Source organism: Mucilaginibacter sp. P4_A11 (assembly GCF_056402535.1).
Window position 1 is genome coordinate 233,469 of the sequence record NZ_JBFUHE010000002.1, and the last position, 16,106, is coordinate 249,574.

Below are 16,106 nucleotides of genomic sequence, written 5' to 3' on the forward strand. Positions count from 1 at the left end.
TTGGCGTTACGTAGCTGGTTTGTCATTCGCCACACCGGCAAGGCTTCCTTGCCGGTTATTTTTAATCAGGGGGTAGTATAGTTTAGTTCATATGCTGCGTTAAAGTACCTTACAATTCAAATCATTTTTTTTCATAGCGATGCAGGGCCGGTTTGTTAACCTGCTATAATCAATTTCACGAATAGATCATGTTATTTACAACAACTGCACATACATGCTTTTGGAGAAGCGTGCATTCGTTGTGATTGTTCAGGAAGTACTGTTGTGGTGGTAAAAAAAGCGTTCATCACTCTTGTTTTTTTATTAGTACGGCGACAAACATAGAAATTAAAAAATAAACTACCAAATCTATAGACTATATATTTAATTTGTTACAATAGCAGGTAAATCGATTTTGAACAGGCAGGAATTATAAATTTCCAAAGGTGATCGGAAGACTTCGGAGATCTGATCAAAAAGAAAAAAGGAAAATTGGCCCGGGAGTATATCCAATCGAAAGTGATAGATGTTGCCAGGGAAAAAATATTTGATACCAGTAAATAGCTGAGTGAGATTGCTTATGGATTAGGATTTAAATATCCGCAGCATTTTACACATTTGTTTAAGCAGCGCGTTGGGTACTCTCCTTATTGAATACCGGTCGTTAAATTAGGCTGCTCAGATAAAAAACGGGCACACTATCCAACAGCATGTGCGCCCGTTCAAGGAACCTGTTACCGCTTCCCGATAAAATTAATTCATAACCGTTTCACCCGGCTGTGCTACTATACGCAGGTAAGGTTTAACTGTTTTCCAGCCGTTGGGGTATTTTTCTTTTGCTTCTTCGTCAGATACTGCCGGAACGATGATCACATCTTCGCCGTTTTTCCAATTTACCGGGGTGGCCACTTTGTAGCCGGCTGTTAACTGCAATGAATCCAGCACCCGCAGTATCTCATCAAAATTGCGACCGGTTGCCATTGGATAAGTAAGCATCAGCTTAATTTTTTTATCAGGGCCGATAATAAATACAGAGCGCACGGTTTGATTAGTAGCGGCTGTACGGCCTTCTGATGTTCCGGGTTCATCAGCCGGTAACATGTCATATAACTTTGCAATGGCAAGGTCGGGGTCACCTATCATAGGATAGTTTACAGCGTATCCCTGGGTCTCCTCTATGTCTTTTGCCCACTCAGCGTGACGCCCTACCGGATCAACACTTAAACCTATCACCTTGCAGTTACGCTGCTGAAATTCGGGGGCAAGTTTAGCCATGTAGCCCAGCTCGGTAGTACAAACCGGGGTAAAATCTTTAGGATGCGAAAAAAGGATTGCCCAGCCGTTTCCTATCCAATTATGAAAATTGATAGTGCCTTCGGTAGTTTCTGCCTGAAAATCGGGAGCGGTGTCGTTTAATCTGATACTCATGATGTTTATTGGTTAAAGTGGTTAAAAAATAAATTGATCGTCTTTACAAGTCGCAAGGTTTACAGAGCCAATAAAACGGATAAGCTTTTCGAGCATACGCATGCAATAACCACCAGAGATTCTAAATCCAGTTAATGGTTTTATATTAAAACTTACAGTGGTTTGGAGCGTTTGGGTTTTCATGGTCTGTTGCTTTTGACATAACAAAGATGCAACAGACAACAGGGTATATTTTGTAACAAAAGATACAAACGCCTGTAACAAAAGTTACAATTCGCTCAGTAATTTAACCTGGTTATAGTAAAGGAGTAATTTATTATCTATTTCGAGCTTTTTAAGCAAACGGGATACAACCACCCTGCTGGTGCCCAGGTCGTCGCCAATTTGCTGATGAGTAAGATTGATGAGCGAAGAACCGGTTGCCTTTGCTTTTTCCTTAAGATAGTTAACCAGCCGATCATCCAGTTTTTTAAAGGCTATGTCATCAATACTCTTTAGGATTTCGGTGAAGCGGTTTAATATCGTTTGCATTACAAAACGCTTCCAGGTTGGGTATTTTACCATCCATCCGTCCATGACATCCATAGGCACACAAAGCAGTTCGCTGTCCTCCTCGGCAGTTCCGCGGATAACACTAAAGTGCGACATCATACAGCAGGTAAATGTCATAGCGCAGCTTTCTCCTTCCTTTACATAATATAGCAATATTTCCTGGCCTTCATCGTTTACACGACTTACTTTAAAAGTACCGCTAAGCAACAGTGGCACAGCCCGTATGGTTTGTCCCGGGTTAAGCATGGTATCGCCGCTTTTTACCGTCATCAGCATGGAGTTTGTTTCCATTTCGGCCAGCAAAGCAGGTTCAAATACTGATTCAAATTTACTAACGGCAGCTTTAACACTAAACATGGTCATAGGTTTTGGAGGCTAAAAATAATCAATTTATCAGATGTTTAAATGCCATAATGAGATGTGTGAAGTATATTGTACAGCTGAGAAAAAACCTTTATATCAATTTTTGCCGAGCACAATAGCAGGCATCTCGTTCACTTTATCAATAACAATCCCCTGTTCATTGTAAAGCGTAAAATGACTGAGCAAGATATTATTCAGCCATACTTCATCAGGCTAAAACTATAACATGTAACTATTTTTTATCGGCCATTTTTTTTTGATCACGTCTATCGGTCATTTTCCAACTTAACTATTTACTCACTTCTCAAACTTTGCACCGGATTAGCCATAGCCGCTTTTATGGCATGATAACTGACAGTTACAGTTGCGACGATGACGGCTAACAATCCTGCTGTTCCAAACATCCACCATTGAATAGGAATGCGGTATGCAAAACCCTGCAGCCAATTGTGCATAGCCCACCAGGCTATCGGCGAAGACAGGACAATAGATAGTAGGACAAGCTTTAAAAATTCTTTGGATAGAAGCCCGTTAATTGACGAAATACTTGCGCCTAAAACCTTGCGTATACCAATCTCTTTGGTACGTTGTTCTGTAGTAAATGCCGCCAGTCCGAATAGGCCCATGGCTGCCAGTACGACGGTGATCATGGTAAAAATGCTAAAAATAGCGGCCAGCTTATCTTCTGCCTTGTACCGTGCATTAAAAGCATCATCCATAAAAGTGTAATCGAATGGTGTATCGGCATCATACTTTTTAAAAATGCTTTGCATCGAACCAAGCAGTGTGGGTAAATTGGTGTGCGGTTTTATTTTTGCGAAAAGGTAGCGGCTCCCCGATCCGAGTGTCCATGATTTTGCCGTATCCGGCGTTATAAAAAGGCCCAGGGGCTGGATCTGGTCTTCCAGCGATCCAAAATTGAAGTTCTTTATTACACCGCCTACTTCATTATTTTTCGCGCCGGTGTTAATGAAGCTCCCTACCGGGTTAGCTGGCAGATGTAGTTTTTCTGCCGCCAATTCATTGAGAAGCACTTTTTGACCAATTTCCAGCTCGGTGCCCTGCAAAGGCGGATATTTCCATTTCAGTCCCAAAATAGAGAAGAAATTTTTGTCGACAGTTAAAAAAGGAAGCATCACGGTTTCATCTTTAGTATTGCCACCTATCCCGATCATATCATAATTACTGAACATTCCGTACCGGGAAGTAGCAACATTGGTTACACCTGATAGCGACATGATCTCATGCTTAAAAGCAGGGTAACTTTTAAAGTTGCCGCCAACCGGTATCATAACCACGTTATCGCGGTCTACACCTGTTTCCGTATGCCTGAAAAAGTAAAGCTGCCTGTCTATCACAATACCACAGATGATCAATCCTACAGATATGGAGAATTGCAGCGTGGTAAATACCTTCCGGATGATAACCCCTCCTGATTGTTTGCTCATCTTTCCTTTAAGGGTAATAGCCGGCTTAAWGGCCGACAATACCAATGACGGATAGCTGCCTGCTACTAATATTGTAAACACCAACAATCCAAGTAAAAGAGATAAGATCAACGGGCTGTAAAAGAAAGCATCATCAATTTCCAGTTGAAGGATGTTAAAAAGCACCGGTTTAAACAGGTAACACAATGCGTAGCCTAACGCAAAAGATACTATCGAAAAAATGGCCGATTCGATGTAGAATTGCAGTGCGATGCTTTTACGGCTGGCGCCTGATACTTTTCGGATCCCAATTTCTTTTGCCCGCAAAGTAGCCCTGGCGGTGGAAAGGCTCATGTAATTGAACAAAGCCAGTAAAAGTATCAATAAGGCAATCAGCGGGAATATGGTAAGGTATTTAAAGTTAGAATTGTCATATGATCTTTTCAAGTGCCGGTCTACCAGCGGAAATAGCGAGAATTTTATTCCAGGATCGGTGTTTTTGCCGGCATAGAGCGATTGGAGTCCACGTTTTAGCATCGCTGTATCCGTAGGGTGCCTTAGTAGAAGATAAATATCGAAAAGCCCCCCGCCTACTTTCTGATCACCCATAAATTTTTTAGCGGCTTTAGTGGTGATAAAACCGCTGTTGGACGCAACGAAATTATACTCAATGGAAGAGTTGGAAGGGCAGTTTTCGGCAACGCCGGTTACCTGGTAGATATAGGCGCTGTCTGTCCTGATCGTAAGCAGTTTGCCAACCGGATCCTCATTGCCAAAATACTTTTTTGACATAGCCTGTGATATAACCACTGAAAAAGGGGCGGATAGAACCTGTGAGGCTTGTCCCGATAATAATTTAAAGGAAAAGAAGCTGAAGAAACCGGCGTCGGCAAACACCAACTTATTTTCGGCAAACTTCCGTTCGGGCTGTGAAGGGTTACTGATAACCACCGACGACATGAAATAATGCATGGTACGCATGTAGTCTTCCACAGCCAGTTGCGACTGTTTGATGATTGGCCCGGATGCATAACTCATTTGGTCAAGGTTCATCGTATTGCCGTTTATCTTCATTTCCGCATAAGGCTTGAATATGCGATCTGCATTTTTATGAAAACGATCATAACTATGTTCATGTGCCACGTACAGCATAATGAGCATGCATACGGCTAAACCTACTGCTAACCCCGAGATATTGATCAGGCTGTAAAGCCTCTGGCGTACCAGGTTACGCCATGCGATCTTGATATAATTTCTAAACATATAATTGCGGTTTAATTTCTCAGAAGGCCAGTTTGAGGTGGCTTCCTGGTACGAAATTATCGCCGTAGAACGGGAATAAGGTGTCAAATGATAAGATGGGCCTCCTTTTTTCAGCTCGCTTTTATATTCAGCCGGACTTTTCCCTGTCATTTCCCGGAAAGTGCGGTTAAAGGTTGATTTGGAATTGAACCCGGTATCAAATGCAATGCCCAGCAATGTTAACCTATCATAAGCAGGGTCCTTCATTTTCTGCACCACCTCCCTTATTCGGTATTCATTAACAAAATCATTGAAGTTTTTCCTGAGTGTCACATTAATGATCCTGGATAATTCGTGGGGATGCAGGTCCAGCTTTTCGGCCAGTGACTTTAAGCTCAATTCCGGGTCCTGGTAAAACCGATGCTCTTCCATGGCTCTCTTCAGCCAGGTGCCTTTTTCTTTCATCGCCACTGAAGGCGATGGCTTTGAAATGACCGGTACCAGGACAGGAGCTGTAGTTTCTGGCTTGGAAAAAACCGCGGCAGCTATCCAGATCATCATTACCGTAAAAAGGAGATATAAAGGATAATAAGTATAAAGGCCAGACGCATTATGGTAATAAAAATAGTCGATGGCCGTATAAGGGATCCACAACAACCATAAGGTACCGAAAACCTTCAATAAACGATACAGCCACCGTAGTTCGTGCCGGTACCTGTCGCCCCAGCTATTAAATTTTACGCCCTGGTAAAAGCGTTCGATTAGCCTGAACGACAAATACAGGTATATAATAACCGAAATAAACGCGGCGAGGTGCAATACCGGGCTCATTTGCTGAAAGGTTAGCGTATTGTAAGTAGCCACGCCCGTGCTGATGCTCTCCCTGATCTCCAATATCAAAACGCCCTGTTCCGGCAATAAAGGGATAAAATGCAGCAGGTCTTTCGAACGGAATTTATATTCCGGCCGGGTTGCTTTCAGCACATAAAAATAGATCAGGGGGCCCAGCGTCAGCGAAAATTGCAGGGGCATCCAATTCCAACGGGGGAAATAAGTTTCCAGCCTGATGTCAATGCACAGGATCCAGGCTACCCACAAAACAATGATTACGAGCGCTATGGCAAAAATCCGGTTGGCAGTTCTGTTAGTGGCCTTGCTAAACCATAACAATAGGGCAAAAGTGAGCCCGATAAATATCGTTCCCAGGAAGGCCAGGTCATACAGGTTAATATGGAAGGTATATGGATTCAAGTATATCTACTATTTCAATTGCCATTCCAAATTTATATGTTACTGACATATAGACAACTCCCTGATATTAAAAAAACAAGTTGTAATAAAACCGGACATCAAACCGTGCGGTTTCGGATTAACTATAACAAAAAAGAGGCGGTATTTACACCGCCTCTTGTCAATAACTATGCTTTTGCCTGGTTGATATCACTAATGGCATCCTCCGCAGCAGTTGCAGACGCTGTGTCATTAACTTTTTTCCGGGCTTCTTCAATTTGCTGTAACGCGGCAATGAGTTTTGGTGCGATACCATACTTTTTGAAACTTACAGCAAGGTCTTTAATGGCGTGAATACCCTGCAATACATACTGCCGGTTTTCCAGTTTGCCTATCATTGCCGGGAACGGGCCGCGCGCCAAATCAAACTTTACCTGAACAGAAGCTTTTCCGAAAGCATTGATCACATACAACCATTCCTTATCCGAGCCATTTGAGGCATAAACCTGAACAATGGCTTGTCCCAATTTCCCTTTGTCGTCCGCTTCCATGCTTTTGGCGGTTTGGAAGGCGTCTTCGGGTGCCACACTATTTAATGCAATAAGAGCAGCTCCTTTAACCGTATATGACGGGCTGGAAAGCGATGCTTTATAAATATCAATATATGTTTTGGATTTTGCGTTCCCTAAAATGCCGATAGCGGCTGCCCGCACAGGATAGTTTTTATCATTTTGCGCAATACCAGCCAGGATTGGCAATGCAGCTTTCGCTACATCCACACTATCCAATTTAAGCGACCTGATCGCTTTTAACTGCACACCATGATATTTATCTTTTAAAGCAGCAAGAACTATATCCAAACCTTCTTTTGAGATTTCCTGATTGATGGCAGCGTTCAATGCCTCCAGCCTGTCAAGATAAAGCGGGGCATGATGATATTGATAGTTAAATTCGGCCAAGCTCTTATGGTCGGTCTTTTTGGTAAGCAGCACTTTATCGGCGTCAACATTAACCAGATCCGGCTTTATAGGGCTATTAAAGATCAAAGTATCGTTCTTTTGTGTAAGCCAAACCTGTTTTCTTGTTATCTTCCCTCCTGCATACAAATCCACCGCTATAGGAACACGGAATATTTGCCCGTCCTGCTTTTGGCTGATAAATATCTTTTGCTGATGATCAGATTCATTCCATTGATAAGTGATATCCAATACTGGGTGACCTGCGCCGTAATACCACTGGTTAAAAAACCAATTCAGGTCTTTTCCGGATATTTCTTCCATAGCTAACCTAAGGTCATGAACTTCGCCATTTTTAAAGCCACGGGTTTTGAGGTAAAGCCCTAACCCTTTAAAAAAGGCATCATCCCCAAGGTAATTACGAAGCATAGTGAGGACTAACCCGCCTTTATCGTAAATATTAGCACCGTTTATCCCTTCCTCGTCAGTATACACAAATGGTGTTAAGGCCTGTTTATAAGCGGTGCCATTATTTAAATAGGCCTGCAATTCATCATATCGCTTGGCATCTCCATCGTCTTTGCCATATTTCTTTTCGTTCCAGTACTTCTCACCGAAAACCGCGAACGATTCGTTAAGCGTTTCGTTGCTCCAGCTTTCGCAGGTAACCAAATCGCCAAACCATTGGTGAAAAAGTTCATGGGCAATCGTTGTTCCTCCCGAACCGTTCGGATCATCGATCAGGTCCCAGGGGGTTTTTTGCACGTACTCGCCGTGCAAAGTAGCCGAGCTGTTTTCCATAGCCCCCAGCGGATAATCACGAACAACAACCTGGCTATATTTCTCCCAGGGGAAATCAACACCTAAGGCTTTCGAATAAAATTCGATCATCTCAGGCGTTTGCCCGAATATTTGTTTAGCATAGGGTGCATAAGCAGGCTCCAGGTAATAGGAAACCTCTTTATTGCGCCATTTATCTTTATAGATCTTAAAATCACCTATCGCCATCATAAACAAGTAAGGGCAATGCGGCAGCGACTGTTTCCAGGTATCCGTACGGGTACCATCGGCATTATTTTTTTGGCTAATAAGCAAACCGTTAGATAGTGTTGTGTATTTTGCAGGCACAGTCATGCTAACCTGTTCGGTTGTTTTTTGATCAGGCTTGTCAATAGTCGGGAACCAGCAGGAAGAGCTTTCGGCTTCGCCCTGCGTCCAGATCTGGGTTGGTTTGCCCGGTTCTTTACCTAAAGGGTTTACAAAATACAAACCTTTTCCGTCAAGTTTAAAACCGGGTTTATCGTGCAACTCGTTAGGTTTGGCCGTATAATCAATAAATAGTGTGTAATGTTCTTTTTCGGTATAGGTCCTGTTAAGCTGAATAGCTAACGAAAGGCTATCTTCATAATGGTAACGAAGCGGCACCACCTTCCCGTTTTCCATGATCCCGATGGTTTTAATATCCATGCCTTTGGCATCAAGCCTTACCGAATCTGTAGGGTAAAAATGAGGCTTCAGGGTAACCCACTCTTTTCCGTATAAATATGATTTTTGATAATCGAACCTCACATCCAGCCGGGTATCTATCAAATCATTGATTTTAACGGCAGTTTCATGATAATAAGGAACTCCGGGAGCATGATGATTGAGCTGGGCTTTTGCCGGTGGCAGAAAACCCGCAGCCAGCATCAAACCAAAAAATAAAGTTTTGTATGTTTTTCTCATTTAATAAAACGTTTTACCAAACGCTAAGATACATATCTGAATGAATAAACTATAAAAGAGTTACCTGTAAAAAGTATCTCTTTTACTAAGATAGGTTGGTCGATATTCTCCGGATCTTTTGTACCTCTTTTACATTAACCAAGAAGACCTTTTGCAAACAGGACAATCAAAAGAGAGCCAAACATTTTCGTAGGTATTGTAATCATTGTCAATAAGCAACACAGCCCAATTACTTAGTCTGACAATCCGTTTTTTGCTTGGTTTTTGCCAGGATCGGCTCGGCCGAATTTTGGGTAATTTCCTGCACATTAATTTTATTAACATACCCTGCTTCAGTGCTCACCACACTAACGTAATTTGCTTTACCCTCAACTACCGTTATTTTTAATGGTGTTGATTTTTTCCCATTTGATAATCCGCCACTCACTACACTAACGGTGTGGTCGCCAACGGGAAGATCATGGATTGAGAACGATTTGTTTTTTAGCTTGCACGTTAACTGATCATCAATGTAGAAACGGTAATTAACGGCAGAACCCGCGTAACCTGTAAGCCTGATCAGATAAACCTGCCCTGTTTTTGTTTGTGAAAAAACATTAAGGGAAGTTGTAAGCATAAACGCAAATACGGCCAGGAATTTGATTGTTTTCATAATTTATATGTTAAGGTAGTTTAATTTAAAAATTGATGATCATCTTTAATCTTATCAGGATTGATATTGCGGCCCAAATCCGGGTTGATGGTTTGAGTAGGCTGATGCAGGATATTCAGGAGCAAAAAGCAGGTGAGTATAAGCAGGTAATTTTTTTTCATTAATGTGAGGCTCAGATACTCAAATGTAACTTTTTTGCCCTGAACTAAACTTTTATCCGTTATTTTTATAAATGATTAAATACTTATCACGCCTGTTATTAACGCTTATCGTTGGTTTGTGTAGCTATGTCACCGTATATGCGCAAGCGGCCGACTCCACCCGGAAAGCAGCTGCAAAAGACAGCAACAGTGTAAGTTTCATGGTCAAAATGCAGGCTTTCGCAAAAAAATCGGCCCACGAAAGCGCCGAGGATTTCAGCGCGGATAAAGCCGCTTTAGCACAAAACAACATCTTTGAGCAGATCAAAAAAACCATGCAAAAGGCCAAAAGCTATTTGAGAACAGGTGTGGATACGGTTGGAACGAGGGCTCAATTTGAGCTCACTCAAAAAGATTTTCTGATAGCAGGCGATGGTGTGCTCACCAACACCGGCACAGCACAAACTTTCCGTAACTTAACAGCCACCTCAAAAATACTCACTGAGCTTTTAAATAAAGCCAATACCAGTAAAGCCCGGCTCGACCATCATCAGCAGGAACTTACAGGGTTCCGTTACCAGTTGGATTCACTGCTGAGCGTACCGGCACTGTTTAAATTTTCGACAGACTCGGTGGTGCTTTCCAAATACATTCAGCAAATTGTAGTAGTAGCCCATGAGATCCACCCTGTTGACAGTGCGCTGAAACAAGCCAACAATAATGTTCAGGGACTATTAAACCAGATAAACGGGCAGGTTTTCAAACTGCAAACCAGCCTGGAGGAAATTGAATTGTATCAAAAAACAATGGCAAAAAACACTTTTGACAGAGAGTTTGAAAACATATGGGGACCACCCGGTCATTACCGTCCATTCGGAGAAATACTTGGGCAGGCAAAAGCAAAAGGGATACTTACACTGCTCTTTTATCTGCAGGATAACGCCGGAAAACTGGTTGTTTTTGTAATGCTCATAATCGCTTCTTATACATATATTCGTTCTTTAAAAAATATTTATGCCGAGCAGCAACTAATCACCAAGGATTATGAAGGGCAGCTAATCTTTCGTTACCCTCTGCTGTCTGCCTTGGTAATTGTTATCAATCTGTTCCAGTTTATTTTCTTTTCGCCGCCTTTTATTCTGAACGTAATATTCTGGACAATTGCCTGTATCAGTCTTACTATATTGTTTAAGAATTTTATTACACCATACTGGATGAAGCTATGGCTGGTTATGATGGGCTTGTTTTTAATTGCTGCTTTTGATAACCTCATCCTTCAGGCGTCGCGTTCAGAGCGTTGGTTCATGCTCATCATCTCTGTGCTGGGCTGTGTTGCGGGCGTAATAGTGATGCTTAAAGGGAAAAAAGAAGAACTAAGAGAAAAATTGATTTTGATAGCCATTAGCTTTATGGCCCTGCTGGAGTTCCTAGCTACCGTATCTAACATATTTGGCAGGTACAACCTGGCCAAAACACTATTGATAAGCGGCTTTCTCAACGTGGTGATTACGATACTGTTTTTATGGGGCATTCGGTTGATCAACGAGGGACTTTTCCTGGCTTTTAATGTTTACACCCACCAGGACCCAAAGCTTTTTTATTTAAACTTTGAGAAAGTTGGCAAGAAGGCCCCCGCCCTATTTTATGTATTCTTAGTTTTTGGCTGGATTATCCTGTTCGGACGAAATTTTGCCGGGTTTGAATACATTTCCGGCCCGCTAAGAGAGTTTTTCAGTGTGGAACGTACAATTGGCGACTACAGTTTCAGTATCAACAACCTGTTACTTTTTATCGTTATAATGGCAGTATCCGTCATTGTTTCAAAGATCGTTTCCTTTTTTGCTTCCGACAGGCACCAAACTTCCGATAAGGACGGAAAAACCGCCGGTCCTGGTATCGGCAGTTGGTTACTGTTGATCAGGATATCTATCCTGAGTATAGGTTTATTTTTGGCAATTGCCGCCGCAGGAATCCCCTTAGACAGGATCACTATTGTTTTGGGCGCATTAGGCGTAGGTATAGGCTTCGGCTTGCAAACGCTTGTTAACAACCTTGTAAGCGGACTAATCATCGCCTTTGAAAAGCCAGTTAACGTGGGCGATGTGGTTGATATTGACGGCCAGGGCGGAACCATGAAGTCTATTGGTTTTCGCAGCAGTATCATCGCTACCTGGGAAGGTGCAGATATGGTAATGCCCAATGGCGATCTGTTAAACTCTCACCTCATCAACTGGTCGTTGGGAGGCAACCGCAGACGTATGTCTATAGTTATCGGCATCTCGTATGATGCCGATCTGGAGAAAGCCCGGCATTTACTGATGGATATTTTGGATGCGGAACAACGCCTTGTCAAAAGCCCGGCACCGGTGGTTCAATACGAACAATTTAACAGCAGTTCTATTGATGTAAAGGTTTTTTTCTGGACAAGGCATCTCCGTGATTCCTATGCAACACGCAGCGATCTTATCATGGCTATTACAGCCTCATTCAGGTCAAACGGTATAGTGATACCTTTACCACAGCAAGATGTACATCTGCATCGCCCTGAAAGTTCCGGCGATAGTAACGGATAGATTACCCATTTAAAGTTCAAAAGTGTTGAATATAAAAAGGTCGACCGGACGATCCAGTCCCCGTCCATCGCGCTTTTATTGCCGTCATATTTGACAGGCTGTTTCTACAAGATAAAGAAAGTTAAATACTACAGTTCCTTCATTATCATCAGCTTGAACGTACTCTCGCCAATAAAGCAATAGCACGTTTAAAACAGCTAAATTGCATTTTTAGCTGTTTTTTTTAAAAAATTTGATAAGATTAACTATTTGATCAAAAGCCCCTCAATCACCTGAGCATACCAGCGCGCAAGGTAATCATTGGGGTGATTGACGTTATTGCCTGTCATGTCCTGGTAGCTTTTGTACTTCAGCAATTCCTCATGCACACCTGTCATATCAGCCAATACAACCCCTTTTTTAATAAGCTTTGTCAGCTCCGCCTTGTATAGCCCTTGCAAACCGGATTGCACGGCGTGCGGATTAGGCAGCATAGGCGCGATCAGGATAAACTCGGCTTTGGGGTTAACGGTAGAAACAGCGCTTATGATGCCATTGATCTGCTCTCGAAATTGCTCCGGTGAAACCTTGTCGCTGCCATCATTCATGCCAAAGCCAATGACCACGAGATCCGGGTTGCAGGCTGTTACGCGTGTTGAAACTGAATCAAGTCCCCATTTTGCAAGTTTACCGGGCACAGAAGCATTGCTATAAGTTACCTGGGCCCCGTAAGCATTTCGCAAATGATAAACAACAAGTTCTGGCCAGGTAGGCATAAAAGGCGCAACATTCTCAAAGCCACTCGCGTTGTAACCTGTTTCTATGCTATTGCCATAAAACAAAATATTTACTTGCTTTTTGGCTGATAGCTTTCCTATGGTAACAGGCAGATCGCTTTCCTCGAATGCCGGCACCGGGCCGTTCCATTTCCTGTTTTTTTCAGGGATATAGGTAACGGAAATCTGCCGGGCACTGAAATATGCATTTTCATTAAACAGTACAAAAGTGCCGGGCGCTTTACCAGCCATCGATAAGCCAGGTTTATTTTCTGTAAAAACGAGGTCCTCTTTTTTTAAAAACGGAATTGCTGATCCCTTACCTATGCTGACCTTGCCGTTTGCATAATTCCAGTCCCTACCTTTTACAAAAGCTTTGCTTTGGTCGGCAGATTTTACAGAAAGGATCTTCCGGGCATTAAAAAGTAACGATCCGCTTGCCTGGTGGTCGCCATCTTTGATAATCTGTATGCGTTCATCCGTAATCGTATCCGCTTTCCAGAACGGCTGGTTGTATCTCGCCAGGTTTATATACTTATCCCATCTCGGTGAAAGCCCCAATTGCTTAAACACCTGAGTAACTGCGCCCGCAATGATCACGTTCCCTTTATCCGAAGGATGTAACCCATCGTAGGTAAAGTTTATTGCTGCCGGTGGATATGGGTACTCGTCGTTTTTAGGATCAAAGGGTACACCTGTTGACAAGGGATAGGTGTAATTTTTGTACTCCCCATTTTTAGGGTCTTTCAGGCGTTTAAAATGCACCAGGTTTTCTATTTTGAGTGATGGGTGATGATATAGGTCCACTACGGGGATGTTCTCATATTTACCGATAGCTATAACGGCGTCTGCAAATTCCTCCAGCGATTGTCCGTTCTTTTTTTGATAGGAACCAAATGCATTATTATTTGCATCTGCTATATAAACAAAGTCATTTCGCTGCATCGGGGTTATGAGAACGATCTTCGCATCCGGGTTCAGCTGCCGGATCTTGTTGATAATGATCCGGAACGAACCATACGCCGTTGTGTTACCGGCAGCATGCTGATAATCATCCATCTTTCCGACAGGCCGGCCCTGCCACCAATCATTTGTGCCTAAAAAAACGGTGTATACGTCGGCTTTAACAAGGCCCAAGCGCTCGATATCCCGGGCGATGGCACCCGCCGTCCAGCCGTTACGCCCCTGGTTTATATACCGCAAATTGGGCAATTGATCTGTTACGCGTGTTAAATAGCCCTTACTAACCCTGTTTCCGGTTTCATCGGGATGATCGTTCAGGTAGGTGATCGAATCACCAATGGCGATCCAGGTTAACTCTTTTTCCTTAAATGAACACATGAGGAATGCAGCGAACACTACAAACAGATATTTTTTCATATTTTTTTATACTAAAGAAAATACCGGCCGATCCTTAAAGATCTGCCAGCATTAACACAATACGTTGACCCTGTGGCCTAACACGGTACAAACTTCCGTTAGTAGTTTTCTCTATCGTACCTTGTTTCGCGGCCAGCCGGTACAGGTGCCCGTCAAATTCATAGCGGGCACTGTTCCCTGTTACTTCCCGGAACGCGGTTTTGGCGTTCTCAGCAACATACAGGTCCAGAAACCAATCGCCAGCCGGCTGGTTCTTTGCAGTGATGACGAGGGAATTCTCTTTCATGTCGATCTCGAATGTACCTTTACCCACTGGCCATAAAGCACGTGCAGTTGTTTTATCTACATTCGTAAAAATCGGATCACCGCCGTGAAGAGGGACTTCCCGCGTACCGTCATTCATCATGAAACGAAACCCTTCGGGCTTACCACGTTTACCCCACTGAAAACCGTCGACCACCGGAAGCGTATAAAAGAAACTTTGATTAACGGTGGTTACATCATTCAGGTATTTATCCGGAATTTTTTCGTTAAACAGGTGGAGATCTGTTAAACGCAGTTCTCCGTTTTCCCAAAGCAGGTTAACCCTGTAAAACCGGCTATTGTACCATACGGTCTTTTTATCGCTTCCCCCCAGGTCCTTACTTACCGTAAAGGTAGTAGACGGAGTAACTTTGTAAGTCTTTTTAAACCATTCGCCCGACTGTGCCATCGTCTCCACCCGCACCTTCCCCTCGTTACGAAGACGGGCTATGATGGGTATCTGCCATTCCAAACCTTTTTTCATCGCGTCCCAGGTGAAAGAATTTTCCTGACCAGCCTGCGTGTAATTATAGCCAAGCGAGGAATCGTTGGCGAACGTTTGCAAAAACCAGTTGATCCACTGCTCGTTCCCTCCCGCGTGGGGGTAAACCGGCTCAAGTGTGGTCACCGATCTGCCGTCGGCATATTGCCGGATGGGGTCGCTGCCCAGCATCCTGAATACAGGTACCGGCAACTGCTGTTCGGCATGCTGTGCCGGCATGTAGGCGTTAACACGGCTTGGATAATAAGCCTGGTTCCAATATCCGCCCCATAGGGTAAAGCCGTCCGTGCCAACCTGGTCCTTGCAATTTGCAGAGGCAACTATCTTATATTTATCATACATGTAATTCAATGAATAAGCGTCGATGACCCAGGACGCGATAGATTTAGGGTAATAACCAAATATTTGCTTAAAGTCTGCAAAGTAAACGTCGATGATCTTTTCACGCTCCGCAGGTGTGTAACCCACAGAGAAACCGACATCGGAATGCCAGTCCCAGGCATATTTTCCACGCCATTTAATACCGGCCTTTTCAATCAGCGGCTGCGGCAGCTCCCACCAGCCGCCAATCTCAAATTGATCTTCGGGCAGTGTTTTTAATAGTTCCTGATACCGTTTATCAATCAGTGCATCATACTGCAACAAGAAAGTACCTCCAAGATGATATTCCTTCATCAGCCTGATCTGGCTTGCCACGGTCTCATACAGTACTTCTTTTGTGATATTTGCATCTCTCGGTTCGATATCCCGAATGAAGTTGACTATGTTAACAATTTTCGGAGCGCCAGCCGGTGTAGGCTTTTGAGCGAATGAACGAGTGACAGTAACAGAAGCCATCACAGTTAGTATGATGAGCGAAAAAAAATTGGATCTCATGAACACTTGTGCTTTTAAATTAT

General features: G+C 43.2%; 10 protein-coding genes. 1 reads left to right on the top strand and 9 read right to left on the bottom strand.

Annotated elements, in window-relative coordinates; genetic code table 11:
- Positions 1-732 precede the first annotated feature (732 nt).
- The 7 genes from AC1DUD_RS04805 to AC1DUD_RS04835 form a co-directional block, all read right to left on the bottom strand.
- Complete coding sequence (locus AC1DUD_RS04805; protein ID WP_477372160.1) at positions 733-1,407, bottom strand: peroxiredoxin; 675 nt, start codon at positions 1,405-1,407, stop codon at positions 733-735.
- Between the two features lie 21 nt (positions 1,408-1,428).
- Positions 1,429-1,590, bottom strand: coding sequence for a hypothetical protein (locus AC1DUD_RS04810; RefSeq protein WP_477372162.1), 162 nt, complete (start codon positions 1,588-1,590; stop codon positions 1,429-1,431).
- A gap of 84 nt (positions 1,591-1,674) precedes the next feature.
- A complete protein-coding gene (locus AC1DUD_RS04815; protein ID WP_477372164.1) occupies positions 1,675-2,316 on the bottom strand; it encodes a Crp/Fnr family transcriptional regulator in 642 nt (213 codons plus the stop codon).
- A 299-nt stretch (positions 2,317-2,615) separates the two neighbouring features.
- Positions 2,616-6,242, bottom strand: coding sequence for an ABC transporter permease (locus tag AC1DUD_RS04820; RefSeq protein ID WP_477372166.1), 3,627 nt, complete (start codon positions 6,240-6,242; stop codon positions 2,616-2,618).
- Between the two features lie 167 nt (positions 6,243-6,409).
- Positions 6,410-8,902: a M1 family aminopeptidase gene (locus AC1DUD_RS04825; protein ID WP_477372168.1), complete on the bottom strand. Its 2,493-nt coding sequence runs from the start codon at positions 8,900-8,902 to the stop codon at positions 6,410-6,412.
- Between the two features lie 229 nt (positions 8,903-9,131).
- Entirely contained in the window at positions 9,132-9,554 is a 423-nt protein-coding gene (locus tag AC1DUD_RS04830) for a hypothetical protein (protein ID WP_330862743.1), read from the bottom strand.
- Positions 9,555-9,574: 20 nt separating this feature from the next.
- On the bottom strand, positions 9,575-9,715 hold the full coding sequence (locus AC1DUD_RS04835) for a hypothetical protein (protein WP_477372171.1): 141 nt from the start codon (positions 9,713-9,715) through the stop codon (positions 9,575-9,577).
- A 71-nt stretch (positions 9,716-9,786) separates the two neighbouring features.
- Between AC1DUD_RS04835 and AC1DUD_RS04840 the strand changes: the two genes are divergently transcribed.
- Positions 9,787-12,267, top strand: a complete 2,481-nt coding sequence (locus tag AC1DUD_RS04840) for a mechanosensitive ion channel family protein (protein WP_477372173.1) — start codon at positions 9,787-9,789, stop codon at positions 12,265-12,267.
- A 245-nt stretch (positions 12,268-12,512) separates the two neighbouring features.
- Here AC1DUD_RS04840 and AC1DUD_RS04845 read toward each other — a convergent pair whose 3' ends face one another.
- Both AC1DUD_RS04845 and AC1DUD_RS04850 read right to left on the bottom strand, forming a co-directional pair.
- Positions 12,513-14,402 (bottom strand): SGNH/GDSL hydrolase family protein, encoded by a 1,890-nt coding sequence (locus AC1DUD_RS04845; RefSeq protein WP_477372175.1) that lies wholly within the window; start codon positions 14,400-14,402, stop codon positions 12,513-12,515.
- A gap of 34 nt (positions 14,403-14,436) precedes the next feature.
- The gene (locus AC1DUD_RS04850; protein ID WP_477372177.1) at positions 14,437-16,083 is read right to left on the bottom strand and encodes a hypothetical protein; all 1,647 of its coding nucleotides are present in this window, start codon (positions 16,081-16,083) and stop codon (positions 14,437-14,439) included.
- Positions 16,084-16,106 lie beyond the last annotated feature (23 nt).

What these genes read in the sequence shown, in the direction of transcription:
- AC1DUD_RS04805 (WP_477372160.1), bottom strand. Translation starts at nt 1,407, where the DNA reads ATGAGTATCAGATTAAACGACACCGCTCCCGATTTTCAGGCAGAAACT.
- AC1DUD_RS04810 (WP_477372162.1), bottom strand. Translation starts at nt 1,590, where the DNA reads ATGAAAACCCAAACGCTCCAAACCACTGTAAGTTTTAATATAAAACCA.
- AC1DUD_RS04815 (WP_477372164.1), bottom strand. Translation starts at nt 2,316, where the DNA reads ATGTTTAGTGTTAAAGCTGCCGTTAGTAAATTTGAATCAGTATTTGAA.
- AC1DUD_RS04825 (WP_477372168.1), bottom strand. Translation starts at nt 8,902, where the DNA reads ATGAGAAAAACATACAAAACTTTATTTTTTGGTTTGATGCTGGCTGCG.
- AC1DUD_RS04830 (WP_330862743.1), bottom strand. Translation starts at nt 9,554, where the DNA reads ATGAAAACAATCAAATTCCTGGCCGTATTTGCGTTTATGCTTACAACT.
- AC1DUD_RS04835 (WP_477372171.1), bottom strand. Translation starts at nt 9,715, where the DNA reads ATGAAAAAAAATTACCTGCTTATACTCACCTGCTTTTTGCTCCTGAAT.
- AC1DUD_RS04840 (WP_477372173.1), top strand. Translation starts at nt 9,787, where the DNA reads ATGATTAAATACTTATCACGCCTGTTATTAACGCTTATCGTTGGTTTG.
- AC1DUD_RS04845 (WP_477372175.1), bottom strand. Translation starts at nt 14,402, where the DNA reads ATGAAAAAATATCTGTTTGTAGTGTTCGCTGCATTCCTCATGTGTTCA.
- AC1DUD_RS04850 (WP_477372177.1), bottom strand. Translation starts at nt 16,083, where the DNA reads ATGAGATCCAATTTTTTTTCGCTCATCATACTAACTGTGATGGCTTCT.